This is a genomic window from Anaerosacchariphilus hominis (assembly GCF_014290175.1).
GTDB lineage: Bacteria > Bacillota > Clostridia > Lachnospirales > Lachnospiraceae > Laedolimicola > Laedolimicola hominis.
Genome location: NZ_JACOOR010000003.1, coordinates 88,612 through 102,634 on the forward strand (window position 1 = coordinate 88,612; position 14,023 = coordinate 102,634).

7 protein-coding genes are annotated in these 14,023 nt (G+C 55.5%); all 7 read right to left on the reverse strand.

Annotated features, from left to right (window positions below; all coding sequences use genetic code 11):
* Positions 1-8: 8 nt before the first annotated feature.
* The 7 genes from H8S44_RS05335 to H8S44_RS05365 are packed head-to-tail and all read right to left on the reverse strand — an operon-like array spanning position 9 to position 14,021.
* Complete coding sequence (locus tag H8S44_RS05335) at positions 9-686, reverse strand: hypothetical protein (RefSeq protein WP_186871603.1); 678 nt, start codon at positions 684-686, stop codon at positions 9-11.
* Between the two features lie 15 nt (positions 687-701).
* Positions 702-1,265 carry a DUF4255 domain-containing protein gene (locus H8S44_RS05340; protein WP_186871604.1) on the reverse strand — a complete coding sequence of 188 codons (564 nt, stop codon included), beginning with the start codon at positions 1,263-1,265 and terminating at the stop codon, positions 702-704.
* 17 nt (positions 1,266-1,282) lie between these two features.
* Entirely contained in the window at positions 1,283-2,971 is a 1,689-nt protein-coding gene (locus H8S44_RS05345; protein ID WP_186997532.1) for an MORN repeat-containing protein, read from the reverse strand.
* A gap of 20 nt (positions 2,972-2,991) precedes the next feature.
* Positions 2,992-5,667, reverse strand: a complete 2,676-nt coding sequence (locus H8S44_RS05350) for a HAMP domain-containing protein (protein ID WP_186871606.1) — start codon at positions 5,665-5,667, stop codon at positions 2,992-2,994.
* A gap of 12 nt (positions 5,668-5,679) precedes the next feature.
* The gene (locus H8S44_RS05355) at positions 5,680-6,570 is read right to left on the reverse strand and encodes a hypothetical protein (RefSeq protein WP_186871607.1); all 891 of its coding nucleotides are present in this window, start codon (positions 6,568-6,570) and stop codon (positions 5,680-5,682) included.
* Positions 6,571-6,592: 22 nt separating this feature from the next.
* Positions 6,593-8,386: a hypothetical protein gene (locus H8S44_RS05360; protein ID WP_186871608.1), complete on the reverse strand. Its 1,794-nt coding sequence runs from the start codon at positions 8,384-8,386 to the stop codon at positions 6,593-6,595.
* A complete protein-coding gene (locus tag H8S44_RS05365; RefSeq protein WP_186871609.1) occupies positions 8,379-14,021 on the reverse strand; it encodes a chitobiase/beta-hexosaminidase C-terminal domain-containing protein in 5,643 nt (1,880 codons plus the stop codon). Before H8S44_RS05365 ends, H8S44_RS05360 begins: the two co-directional genes overlap by 8 nt.
* Positions 14,022-14,023: the final 2 nt, after the last annotated feature.

Below are 14,023 nucleotides of genomic sequence, written 5' to 3' on the forward strand. Positions count from 1 at the left end.
GCCACGTTCTACCACAGCATCACCGTTTCCTGACTCTCCTCCTCTCCCGGTTCCACCGGAATGGCGTAGGAGCCGCCGCTGTCTGTGACAGAACGGTAGATCCGCACCAGCGGGTCGCCGCTCCCTAAGTTCTCCGGCGGTTCCTCCTCCGGTTCCACGCGGTATTCATTGATGCCGCGCTTCTCCATGATGACAAAGGGAAACAGTTTTTCTTTGTTTTCTATTACACAGGTCTTTCCGATGAGATTTTCTTTTGGAAAGCCCTGAAATAAAAACCAGTGTTCTTTTCCGATCTTCCGGTATTCCCGGAAGGACAGGCCTGTGGGACGGCTCCGCCGCACCCAGACCGCTGCCGGGAATGGTGTCCCCTCCGGCATCCGCCCGATCCGGTATTCACAGCTGCCGGGCACTCCCGGCTTCCGGTACAGCCGTACATCTGCCACAGGCTCCTCCGGATCCAGATCCTTCTTTTCGATCCGGACGGTACAGGGATGATAGCCGGGTCCCTCCAGTCGTACCCGGGTGACTGCCTCCTGGGGCTCCAGAAATACATAGAGCCCTTCCTCTTTTTCGACTGGATGCACCACCCGTTCTCCTATGGTAAACAGGAACCGGTTCTTTCTGATACACTGCCCCGAATAATCGTCCACCATCCGGAGCACAAAGGCTATTTTTACACGAATCATGACATCCTCCTGTGTCTACCCCCGATTGGCCACATCGAACTCCGCCGCCACCACTCTGCGGAAGGTCCGTACTCTTCTGGAGGACAGCAGGACCGGCGATACGCTGAAGTAGATGCCCAGCTGATACGGCACGGACAGTACCGACCAGATCTTGGTCTTCTCCTCGTAGCTTAAGGGCAGGAGCGTCACCGAAGCGCTGCCCTCGTCCTCCTCCCCGGATTCATACAGAATTGCGTGATCCATCAGTACCTGCATGGCCCTTCCCAGTATTCTCTGCTCATTCTCCACATTGGACATAAACTGTGACTTCGTATTGATGAAAAGCACAAAGAACAATGTCAGGGGCTTTGGCGGATACTGGGCCCGGTTGCCTCTCAGACGGATGAGATCCTGCTGCTGATACTCCCGCAGCTCCTGAATGTCATACAGATACAGGCCCAGCTGGAAGTCCGCGTTCTTATCCGTAGGTACGGCAAGCGCGATGGATTCCGGTGACTGGATCAGCTCCGGACAGATATTTTCCCGCAGGAGCTTCAGCACTTCATTGCTCACATCTGAGATAATTGAAAAGTCTGCCATAAGTTCGCCCTCTCCTTCTAATTATTTTCTACGGTCAGGAACATCAGCCGATCCGGTTCGTCCATCTCATAGCAGAGCCGGTAACGGACATTGTTCTCTTCACATACTTCCTCGTAGATGGCTTCCGCCATATTCACACTGCCCACCTGGATATAGGTCTTGTTTTTGGTGGTCAGCTCGTAGCTTACGGAGCTGAACGCAGTGGGCTGATACATTCTCACCCGCTCGATGGCCGCGCATTCCTGCAGGGATACGGCTCCGTTCTCCGGCGTCTTCTGGAGCTTATCCAGAAAGTCCACATTCAGCTCCTGCCCGTATGCAGTCACAGCCGTGATATAGACCGCTGAGGTATCCAGATCCGCTGCCGCCTGCCATTTATCGCTGCTCAGATAATAATAGATATGATAGCCGTTCAGCACCGGAAGGCTGTCCAGTCTGGCCTGTTCTTCCTCCGCTGCCTTTTCCGCCGCGGTCTTTCCGGTGTCTGCGGTCTCTCCCGTGGAATCCTCGGTGTCTGTGGTCTCCGTGAGCTGGGAGGCTTCTGTCTCGTCCAGGGTCTGGCCGTTGTCATTGGGGATATACCAGCTGTCCCCCTCCACGCCGGAGCCTGCGTCCAGTTGCATCTCGATCAGGCAGTCGGCCTTCAGAATCACCTGGGCCCGTTCAAAGAGAAAACTGGTATTTCCCTCGTTGAAATACACCACCGGCTTTTCTCCCATCATGGCCAGGATCTTGTCCAGGGTCTGGCCCAGCAGGGATTCGTACTGGATGCCGTCCCGCACGAACTGTCCCTCGAAAATCTTCCGGCCGGAGGCATCGTAGGAAGTGCCCTTTCCCTGGGCCTTTCCCATGTAAAACTCACCCTCGTACTTTTTCACCCCATTGTCATAGTAAGCTGAGCCCTGGCCGTGGTAGGTGCCGCTCTGAAACTCCCCCTCGTAGATCAGGATGCCGTTCTCATTGTAGAGAGCGCCCTCTCCCTGAAAGGCCCCGTTCTCAAAGTTTCCGATATATTCTGTGGTTTTATCTTCATAGTAGAGTACGCCGGATCCAGAAAACTCATTTTCCTTGAAGGCTCCCTGATACCGGACGGAACCGTTGGCATAATACAGGGTTCCGTTCCCGCTGAACCGGTTGTTCTCAAAGCCGCCCTCGTATAAGAGGGTGCCGTCCTGCTTCCACAGGGTGCCGTTTCCCTTGCAGACACCGGCGGCAATGTCCCCGGTGTAAACCACATTCCCGTTGGCCGCCCGGATATTGGCCTTGCCGCTGTACTCTCCCAGCTTCACATCGTCGTAATCATAGTAGACTGTGGTGGTCACATTTTCCGAAGCCGTGGTATCGGACAGGGGAGCCGCCACCCAGTTGAAATAGATAAATACGGCCGCGCAGCCCGCCAGAACCAGAATATACACCAGCATCTTGGAGATCCAGAACCGTCCGATGGTAAAATAATCCTCCGGAGACTTTGCCTCCCCATTCAGTACCTTCCGCACTTTGGCGTTAATGGGCGCCACCAGCTTGGAGGTGATGATATTGGCATTAAAGAGCTGCTGCACCCGGCGTACCACCCGCTGGAAGGGGTTCATGACCGCGGTCCGCAGTCTCAGAAAAGCCTTACCCAGCAGCGCGAACGCATAGGAACCCTGAATACCCTGAAATATGCGGGTGATTCCGTTGATTATCATTTGAAACAGGTTTCCCATTCCTTCTCATCCTCCGGCAGTTACTGTTCTCTGTCCTGCAGGGCCTCGCAGCGGAAGATGTAGTACTTCGCCGCCATATCTCCCGGATTCTCCCGGAGTACCCTTGCGTACAGGTTCTTTGCTTCGTAATAAAATCCTTTTTCGTAGAGCTCCATGGCCTTGTCAAAAGCATGCTGGCTTTGTTTCATGACGCGGACCTCTTCCGCTCCTTTTTCGTCATACATATCGTAAAGTCCCAGATCCAGTTCTTCGGCCCGGAGCCGTCCAATATACCGTTTCGCGTACTGATCCCGGCTTTGCAGCTTTTCACTGACAGATTCCGTCATCAGGAAACGGCTTCCCATACCCCGCAGGAACTCTCCATGCTCCAGAAGCTTCTCAAACTCGGGAGCCAGTACCACGGGAATATAGCGCTCTTCATCGCCGCAGATACCGAAGTAAACCTCCGTCTGATCCGCCACGAACATGACGTTCATCTGGCCATCCCGGTCATAAAGCTGGTTGTCCGCGTCGATCCGGGCCAGAATGGTCAGGGCAGCCGCTGCCGCCGCATCCGCTCCCTCCCTGCAGATCAGAAGCATGCTCTGCAGATTCGCGTCATCCACGATGGTAATGATATCACTCTGCTTGGCGAAACGGTTCACCGTATTGAAAAACCGGTTCATCAGCGCCTCTTTCTTGTCTATGGGAAGACTTTCCTCCGGGTACATTCTCACGTTCATGATGGCGAAGCTGCCCTTTACGCTGCTTCCCAGGGTCATGGACGCCAGATTGTCCTGTCCCAGCAGGCCGATCATGCTGGGCGGAACAAAGTGGTAATAGATCTCGCTCATCCGCTCCAGGTTGACGATCTGTACATTGATGTCGTCGGCCATTTTATTGAACACCTGGGTGATGCCCGTAAGCTCATCCTCGGAGGTACTGCGGATCCGAATACTCCGGTCGCCGTCCGCGAAGAGCTGCATCTCCCGCTTGATCTCGCCGATGGGGGCCAGAATCCGGTAGAACAGCACCATCAACATCACCAGTACGATCAGCAGGAAAGCCACGCTGACCATCACAAAGTCCTTGATATAGGTGGCGGTATAGGCTGCGATATTAGCGGTGTAAAGGCCGGTCTCCAGAAGATAGACCGTCTCGCCGGAAAGTCCGCCCACCGGAGTGATGCACACCATCCGCTTTCCGTTCTGATCCTCGATGGTTCCCATTACCGATTCTCCGGTCAGGGCCGCCTTCCGGTACAGCTCCTCCGCCGGAAGATTCATGAGAATCTCGCCGGGATAGAAGCAGGGGCTGTTCCGATCTACGCCCACGTAGATGGCTCCGCTCTCATAGTAGAGCACCCGCGTGTACAGCTCCCGGGTGGCCAGCTGCTGGCTCAGATACTGATAGGCTTCCGAGGCATAATCATAAGGATACTCTATCTCCTGTAAGGATTCCTGTCCGAAGAGGGCCGCCAGCATATTGCCCTCGTCCATGACCTGTTTGCTGTAATTCTCGTCAATGGCCGTTCCGTAATACCGGAATGAGATATAACCGAACAGTACCATGGTCACCGCCAGCAGAGGAATGGTCGCGCTTAAAAGCCGCTCCATGATGGTGTGGCCTCCACGGATACCGCTGATGAGGACTCCCAGCGCCAGCACTGCCAGCAATGAAATTCCCGCGTACACCAGCCACTGCCGGAGAACCGACCAGAGGAAGGCCGCCACGCCGTAACGGAAGCTGTTCAGCACCGTTCCGCTGCCGTCCTGGCATACCAGAAAATGGAAGCTGCTGTCCTGTCCGTTTTTCACCAGGGCTGTGAAATTATTCAGGCCCGACATGGAGATGGAGACGATATCCCGGGGCGTATAGACGCTGGAGCCTCCAAAGGGGCTGCTGCCGTTCAGCAGCGTCTCCTGGGTGCCGTCCGACAGGTTCAGGCGGCTGATATCCCCGCTCTCGTGCTCGCCCAGGTAAACATAGCCGCTTTCCGCGTAGGCGATAAAGTTGGGATACATAAGGGTCTCCAGAGTTCTGGCCGGAAAGACCTCGTATACCTGCTCCTCATCCGCAAAATAGACCTTGCCCGAATCGGAGATATACACCAGATTCGTGCTGTTTCCCATGGCTTTATATACGCCCTCCCCGGTTTTCAGGGGGTACGTCCTGGTATTTTTCAGGGAAAGCGTGTCGTCCAGGACCGCACCGAATTCATAGCTGCTGCGGACGGCCTTCGTCTGGTTTTTGTCCGTGGAGATCAGGGTAATGGTGTCTCCCGTAGCATTCAGCCAGCCATAGGTCATATTTTCTTCCGGCGTCAGTTCAAAGACCTTCTTTTCCTTCCGGAAATGACTGTTAAAGTCCAGAACCACCAGCTCCTGGGCCAGCAGCTCCCCGGTATAGGCATTTTTCCGGTCCCGCAGAACGTAAGTATAGTTCTCTCCCGAGGCCATGCCCCTCACGGTATACATCCGGGAGCCCTTCACGGTCCGATAACGGTAGGTTCCCTCCGCCACGCCGCTTTTGTCTGTCCGGGCGATGATGGTGTCATTTCCATCGTACCATCCGGCGATGGTCTTTCCATCCCGGTCCATACAGAAGCCCAGCAAAGAGTCCAGCGGAACTCTGCTTTTCTGAATGCTCTGCCAGCCTGCCAGAATTCCTGCCAGAATCCAGACAGTCAGCAATACTCTTCTCAATCCTTTGCCCATAGTCCCGCTCCTCTACTCTTCTTCGCCCAGATATACGTTTCCGATATATTCGATGCCGTTATAGCTCACATTACTTTCATAGGCTTTTTTTACCGTCCAGCGCCGCCAGACCTGTACGGAGCCATAAATCAGTGTCACCACCACCAGGATGGTAAGGAAGGCGCTCATGGAATTCCGGAACAGGAATCCCCGGATCCTCCGGAACCGACTGCGGATCCACCAAAGTAGTCCCCGCATCTCCACCGGCTTGTCCGGCATACTCCGCACCGCCGCGATCATGTGTCCCAGGGAGGAAAAGCCTGTGGTGTTCAGCTTCATATAAAAGAGCCGCAGGTCTCCCGGATAGCTGTCAGGCGTCTCATAGCGTCCTTTATAGTTCAGTTCCAGGATCCCAAATACCTTTTCCGCCACCAGCTGCAGGTAGGCCGGTTCCTCAAGCCCCTCTTCAAGCTCCGCGAAATCCAGAAAGTAGTTAAACTGTACCTCGCCCTCCCGGGTCACATTGATATTCCGATCGTTCAGAAGCAGGGCTCCCAGCTCCGGTCCCGCCCCGCACTCGGCGCAGGCTGCGATGAGCCCCAGGGCTGCCCGCTTGCAGTCGGTAAACTCCGCCAGATACACGCTTCCCAGCAGGGAAAGCAGGTTCTCATGGTAGTACCGGAATACCAGGTTCAATCGGTTCTCGTAGATGAAGGAACCGATAAAATCCCGGTTTGAGAAGAAAAGTCTCTCGGTATTCAGTTTTTCCGTGACCAGTTTCCGGCAGCTTTTATCGTGGATGGATACCATGGTGTAGAACACGCCCGTATCCTTCCGGGTATCGGTACATACATAGATGTCGTTCACCTGATTTTTCAGTACCGTCCGGACGATTTCAAGCTCCATGTTCAGTGCTGGAAACATTTCTTCTCACCTGCTTTCGGATTTATTTTTCTCCGTTCTTCTGGGATACGATCACAAATGCGTGGGTAAAGATCTCCGGGCTGCTGACCGCTTCGATGCGGATCTCGTACACGCCTTCCTGGGCGGGAGCCGTGTATACGCCGTTGTTGTCCACCTTGCCGCCCTCCGGATCCAGAAGAGTGTAGCTCAAGGCCTCTTCGGGCATATTAATGAATACGGGCTGAATATGGGCGCTGCCCTTGGGCGCCAAAACGATGGTGTCCGGCTGTACCATAATACAGCCCTTCTGCTCCCTGCGTCTGTATACCCGCTGCTCCAGATCCTCCGGCTTGAAAGCGTACCAGCGGATACGGATACCGATCTTGCCAAGCTTCGACTTCGGCCGGACGCCTACGATAAAGGTACCCCGCTCCGGAAGAATCTTGATGGCCTGGTCCACCTCGTAGACCCGCTCCTCGGTACTGTCCGTATCCTCCGCGAAGATACTGCCGTCTCCCAGAATGATGGCCTCCCGGTCTCCGCCGGTTCCTGCGTCCCGGCTGATATATTCGATACCAAGCTCCACACACACAGGACCGGTTCCCAGTCCATGCATGATCTCGTCGGAAAAATATACCTTTCCCGCTTCCCCGCCATTTCCCAGGGACAACTCAAAGACGCCGCTGGAATTCACCCGCTTCTCCCGGGCGGTTCCTTCCGTCTCCGCCGGGCTCTCCGAACTCTTCTGTACCCGGATCTCTTCCCGGCCTTCCTGTTCGGAAGCCAGATAGCCATGAAGCTTTTCCAGAATATAGAGCTGCTCCGCCGTACATACATACTGGTCAAAGGGCGGCCGCTCCACCTGCTCAATCATGGAATGATTCCGGGAACGGATAAGCCGGATCCCCGCGATCCACAGCTTCTCGTCATAGGTTCTGTCCAGGTCGATATCCAGAGTGCCCCTGTGTCCGGTCTGCCGCACATATTCCAGGGGAGAGACCTGCACCGGAAGGATCTCAAGCCGGGCTTCCGTTCCTGCTTCCTCCGCTCCCGCCTTCTGCAAGGTGGGCTTTAAGAAGCTTACCCGAACTGCTTCTTTTCCAAAGATATAAGGCTCCGGCCGGAAACTCTGCTCCAGAACCATCTCCTCGCCGTAGTCCAGGCTGATATTTTCTCCGTGAACCTCCTGGGACGCCGGAAGCATACCTTCCGCCTCCACCCTGCAGGAAAAGGAGATAACGCCCGGGCCATGGCTGGTTTTCCGGATCCGGGTTTTTCCCTTTACGGTCATTCCCGCCGACACAAAAGCGGGCAGCTCCTGAAGGATAGTCACATCCTCATCCTCATAAAGCAGGGCTGTTTTCACATACTGATCCTCTTTTTTCTCATCCCGCACGCAGTCCTTCAGGTCGCTGAGAAAGAGACGATACCCTTCCTTTTTCCGGTTGTAGCGCTTTCCTTCGCCGTTCTCCGCCGCTTCCATCACCGCGTAGACCGGATCCGTATCCTCCTCCGCGTAGGCGATCCCCAGGACCGCCCGGTCGGTTTTCAGTTCCTCGTAGCCCTCGATGGTGGAGAGCTTCAGCACCTCTGTCCTGGGTACGGTAATCTCACGGCCCGAAGCGTCCAGCGCCAGTCCTGACTGGAGAATGATGGAGGAGTCGTCCGCTGCCACCACATCCATACCGTACACGATGCCGGTTCCGTGGAGCAGGCGGTTGGTCAGACGCCGCTTATCGTTCATATAGGACTGCTCGTTCTGAAAGTCTCTGGATGTGAGCATCTTTCCGTAATAATAATTGTTCCGCTCATAGGAATAATATTTTCGATTATTCATCTGTCTTTCCGCCCTCTCTCTTCTTTTTTCCTGCTCTGTACAGAAGCCAGATTCCCAGTGCCGTCAAAGCTACGGCTCCGCCGTATCCGACCAGCATCCAGGGGAAGTCTGCCGTCTCTTCCGGGAACTCCGTGGGCGCCGTGATGGCGTACACGCTTAAGTGACTGGTCTTGATGTACGCGGTTCCGCCGGATCGTCTGGTATCATAAAGCTCCACCGAGCCGTCCTCGGTCACGTAGGCCACCTGTATCAGGGAATTCTCACAGGAAGCCGGTATGGGAAGTCCGATCTCGATGGTTCCTTCCGGCTGTACGGCTTCGCCGTTTACCAGCAGGGTCACGTCATAGCTTTCCACGATGCCGTAGCTTTCGCTCACCAGCTGCTTCACCATGCGTTCCGCCGCGTCGGAGGTCTGTACCTGCTTCACATCCAACTGCACATTTTCCGGAAGCACATTTTCTTCCGCCGCCACCACGATGCCGTATACGGCGTTCCGGAGCACGGTTCCCGTATAGCTGGGACCCGACTGGGTATCGGAGAAGCTTCTGCGGCTCTTCAGTCTGCCGCTTCCGTCCTCCTGGATGAGCCCGGTCTCTTCCTCCTGGTTCTCGTTCAGCACCGGTTCCCGTACTGTGTAACCCACGGTCACCACCTTGCTGTCCTGCATCTCGTTCTTCACAGCCAGAATCTTGAAGGTCACCGCCTTATTGATGGTAATGGGTCCTGTATAGAGCTCCAGTCCCGAGGTATCCTTCAGATCCGGATCCGCTCCGTCTGTCCGGTAGTAGATGCTGGCTCCTTCCGTTCCGCAGGTGAATTCCACCACCGTTCCCATATCCAGCTCGCCGCTGGCGTAGCTGGTCTGGGGCGCTTCCACCTGGTTGGCAAAATCATAGGTAAAGGTGCTCACATCCGACTGCTCGTACTTGTCGGCCACTGCGATGGCTTTCACGGTCACCGCGCTGCTGATGACGATTCCATCCTTATAGAGGCTGCTTGCCGTGGTCGGAACAGAGCCGTCTGTGGTATAGTAAATGCTGCCCGTCTCGGCTGTCAGCTCCACGGCGCTCTTCTTGGTAAAGACCGCTCCTGTGGGCACTGACGCCGTGGGCGCGGCCAGCTTGTCCAAAATCGTGTAGACAAAGGTGGCTGCTGAAACGGCCTTGTTTGTGCCGGAGGCCACCGCGATGGCCTTCACGGTGATCTTCTCACCCGGATTGCCCTGGATAGTTACAGAGCTTCCCGCGTGGCTGCTCTCCGTGGGAGTGGAGCCGTCTGTGGTATAGTAAATCTTCGCGTTGGATACGTCCGTATTCAGCCGGATCACGTCACCGTTCTTCACAGTGCTTCCGGTCTCCCGGTCCGCAAAGATACCGCCCTCATAGCCGCTGATGCTGTAGCTGTAGTAACCCACCTCGCTGTCGCTGAAGCCGCTCTTGGACGCATAAGTCCTTACGGTAATCACGTCGCCCGGACTGCCGCTGATAATGACGCTGCTTCCTATCAGCACCTTCTGGTTGCCGCTCTTCTTCGGGTCGCTGCCGTCCACCGTGTATCGGATGGTGGCTCCGCTGTCGGCCGTCAGGCCCACCACCGTGCCCGAAGCTACCACGGAACCGCTGTCAATGGAGGCCGTTGGTACGGACAGCTTGGTGGATACCCGGTAGGTAAAGGTCATAATCTCGCTTTCCATCTTATCTTTAATGGCCAGGGCTTTGATGGTGGTATCCTTCGTAATCACAAAGGGATTTGAGCTGTCGTAGACATTGCTCTTTTCCGTGGGATCTGTCCCGTCGGTGGTATAGTAAATCACTGCTCCCTCGGTGGCTGTCTTTAAGGTCACCTGGGTATTCTCCGTCACCGCTCCGGCCGCCGGTGTGGCGTAGGGAGCCGATACCGCGCCCGGATACTGGAAAATCAGCCGGGAAATATTACTGCTTGCCAGTCCCTCGCACCAGGCTACCGCCGTAATGGTGATGACAGAGCTGTCGGTAATAGGCGGAACCGTAATGGCCTCGGAGCTGTTGTACTTCAGGGTACCGGAGGAAGGCTCCAGGGTGGTCTCGTTAAATGCCGGCTCGCTTCCGTCCAGGGTGTAGAAGATCACCGCTTTCTCAGTTCCCGAGTAAAGCCGGATCTTGGAACCTGGCTTTACCACGGTCCTGTTATCCGCGTCGGTGGCGGGAACCGAGGTCACCGGCTCCACTGCCGCCTGGGCGCCCACCTTGTAGGTGAACCGCGCCAGCTCGCTGTCCCGCATCACCCGGGCGTAATCTTCTCCATACAGGCGGAACTTGCAGGCCACTGCCGTAATCGTGACGGTGCTGCCGTACTCCGCGAAGTCTGTGGAAATCTGAATGGGCGTTCCGCTGAATTCCTTCGTGCCTTCTCCCAGTGTAATCTTGCCGTCTACCAGCTCTACCACCGGCGCGCTGCCATTGGTGGTGTAATAGATCCGGATGTTTTCTCCGTCTCCCAGAAGGTTCACCAGATCCCCGATCTGGACGGTCTCCCCGTCGGCCACCGAAGCCGTAGGCGTTTTTACCTGTTCCCGCAGATAAAAGGCGTAGCTGAAACGGTCCGCCGTACCGATGGTCTTTCCTTCCACGATACCCAGGGCGTTGATGACCAGATAGTTTTCCGCATAAATACTTTCGTCCACCTGGATCCGAGTGGTGCTGTTATAAAGAATGGTCTGGGCTCCGCATTCATACCAGAGGCCATTGACCTTCACATAGACCTTTCCGTCCCAGGATACGCTTCCCATGACGCCGCTTAAACGACTCTCCAGCTCGTCCTTCTGGCTCGTCGTCAGTTCCGGTCTGGTAAAGGTGGGCTGGCTTCCGTCTGTGGTGTAGAAGATCAGCGCCTGATTTCCCTCGACGGCTTTCAGCTCAATGAGCTCGATCTGATCGCCGAAGTCCACGCCGCCTTCCACTTCTTTGCCGTCCACATAGGCCTTTGCCTCAATGCCCCCGGGCTCTTCCGTCAGATAGGAAAGCTTTACTTTCCGGGGTGCGCTGCTCAGATATCCGCTGTCCTGTGGAGCCATGGCCCGCACATACAGGTACGCGTTCCGGTTCACGCCCACCATCTTTCCATCCCAGGTTTTCCACAGGCCCTCGGACACCGCGGAGGTATTCCGGTCAGTCAGATAATACTGCAGCTCCAGACCCTGGCAGGACTTGTACAAATCCGTTCCGCTGCCATAAGGCGTATCCAGACTTAAGATCCGATCGTCCTGGGATATTTTATCGGTTTCCGCCGCCTTTCCGCTCTCCAGTGTGATCTCCGGCGCGTCCAGACTCTGTACGGTTTTCTCTTTTTTTACACTTCCCGTATAGTTATCCGCCATCATCATGACGCGGATGGTCATGCCCGCCGCCAGAGCCTTGCTGTCGTCCAGCTGTACTTCCCCGGTATAGGCCAGCACCGCCGATGCCGGGCCGCAGTCGTACCAGATTCCGTTGGCCCGGGCGTAACGGCGGTTCTGATATTCTGTCTGTACTGCCGTCCTGCCGGACACCGCCCCGTTCAGGGCCGTCCGGATATCTCCGTCATCCACACGCTCCGGGGTAATATCCTCCGTCAGGCTGTAGAGAAGCACGGTATTCCTTATATCCTCCGGCACCTTAAGCTCAAAGGTTCCAGTTCCATTCTTGCCCTCTTCCGTCACTGCCGTTCCGGGAATCACGGTGATAGTCAACGCGTCCTCCGGCCATGTCTCTGTCAGATACGAAATCCGATATTCCTGAACCGCGCTGTCCAGATAGGTTCCTGTGAAGCCACCCACAGCCTCGTCGGAAGCCTTCAGCCGCAGGTAATAATAGCCGTCCTTTTCCGGCAAATCCGCCGGAAGCTTTGACAGGTTCTCCCAGCCCGTGATGCTGTCGGGATTCTCTATCCTGGTCTCGGAAAAGTAAGTCTGTACCGCTGCCTTTGCCACGGCCTTTCCGTAGGGCTCATGGTAGGCATTGGAGGATGCGTAGGGGTTCGTCACCCGCACCCGGACGATCCGATCCGCCGGATCGGTATTGCTGCCCGGGCTTCCCCCGCTTTCCAGAACCGCAGAAGGGGTATTCAGCTTCTGATACCGGTGTACGGTGCTCTCCTGCTGGGGAAGGTATCCCTCGGCCACCACTTTGGTGCGAAGCTCCGCACAGAGCTTATTGTTATAGGGAAGATCCAGGGCAGTTCCCGCCCGATAATATTCGGTGGACGCGCTGCACTGATACCACAGCCCGTTGACCCGCAGATATTTCTTTTCGGAATAGGTCAGAAGTCCGCCGTCGTAGGAAGCCGCCTGACTGTTCAAGTTATCCGACAGGGTCGTTCCGGTCACCTTTGTAAAGATGATGTCTGTCTTGTCTGTGGTATAGAAGATCCGTCCGTCCTTCTGGGCTGTGGTCAGAGTTACCTGATCCCCGCTGGCCGATGCTGTGGCCGCCTGGGGTTCCTCTGTCAGATAAGAAAGCACATATTCCGCCGGATCGCTGGTCAGATAAAGCAGCGTACCGCTGTCATTGCGGGGAATCACCCGCAGATACAGATACTTCTTTTTCTCCAGGTCCACGGGCGTCTTCTTATCCCAGACCTTCCAGGTAATGGTGGAAAAGTCCGTAATCTGCTCATCGCTCAAAACATACTGCCAGGTGCCCGCCGTCATGGAATCCACCGAACGGGAACTTATGGTTTTCACCCGGTCATCAGGGGAAATGGTAACCGTCCCGCTTCCGTTCAGCGCAGTGCCGCTCTCCAGTACAGCCGTGGGAGACTCCGCCGTCGGGGCGGTATTCCGAAGAGCATAGCTATGGGAGGCGCTGACTACGGCGTCGTAATCCGCGCGGAATGTAAAAAATCCCACATATTTCCCTTTCAACGCAAAATCAAGCTGAGATACCGAAAGCATGTCAATCCGTACCACCGGACGTCCTTCCGCAGTATAAAGGGGAATCCTGTCTCCGCTTTTGTACAACTGGGCTCCCTTTGTCTGCATATAGGACTGAATCGCCCTGTTAAAAGCCAGACCGCCCTGGTTTTCCGTGGTCATCAGCATCTGCGTGGATACGGTAACGGTACTGTCCGCAGCCAATCCGGCCTGATAAATATCTTTTACCTCTTTTTTAAAATCTTTGAAGCTGTCGGGGGCGCTGCTGTCTGTCACCAGTACATAATAGGTTCCATTCTCCGCTTCCGTACACACCATGCCCGCCGTGGTAAGCCGCCTGTTATTCAAGCTCAGCGCATAGCTGGTAACCTGATTCTGCGCCCCTGCCTGCAGCTCCAGGGACAGCTCCGCGTCCTCCACATAGGCGTCGCTGATCCTCGGATTCGCCCCGCCTGCGGTATCTACCGTGGGCTTTTTGCTGGTTCCATTAGTATACAGGGTGTAATCGCTGACCTTTACACTCTCCGTCAGCTCTCCATTCATGGATGTTACCTTTGCAGACCCTGCTTTCCAGATGGCATCTGTTCCGTCATAATAGATTTTTTCGGAAGCCTCCGCCTGTAAGATACCTCCCAGCTGGCTCCACAGAAGCACTGCAGCCAGAACCAGACAGAGTGTGCCCGCCGCGATGTGTCGGTATTTCTTCAGGTTCTGAAATTTATTCGGAAAATGGAATCTTTTCTTCATCA

Coding starts and splice junctions, on each gene's coding strand:
- H8S44_RS05335 (WP_186871603.1), bottom strand. CDS start 686: ATGATTCGTGTAAAAATAGCCTTTGTGCTCCGGATGGTGGACGATTAT.
- H8S44_RS05340 (WP_186871604.1), bottom strand. CDS start 1,265: ATGGCAGACTTTTCAATTATCTCAGATGTGAGCAATGAAGTGCTGAAG.
- H8S44_RS05345 (WP_186997532.1), bottom strand. CDS start 2,971: ATGGGAAACCTGTTTCAAATGATAATCAACGGAATCACCCGCATATTT.
- H8S44_RS05350 (WP_186871606.1), bottom strand. CDS start 5,667: ATGGGCAAAGGATTGAGAAGAGTATTGCTGACTGTCTGGATTCTGGCA.
- H8S44_RS05355 (WP_186871607.1), bottom strand. CDS start 6,570: ATGTTTCCAGCACTGAACATGGAGCTTGAAATCGTCCGGACGGTACTG.
- H8S44_RS05360 (WP_186871608.1), bottom strand. CDS start 8,386: ATGAATAATCGAAAATATTATTCCTATGAGCGGAACAATTATTATTAC.
- H8S44_RS05365 (WP_186871609.1), bottom strand. CDS start 14,021: ATGAAGAAAAGATTCCATTTTCCGAATAAATTTCAGAACCTGAAGAAA.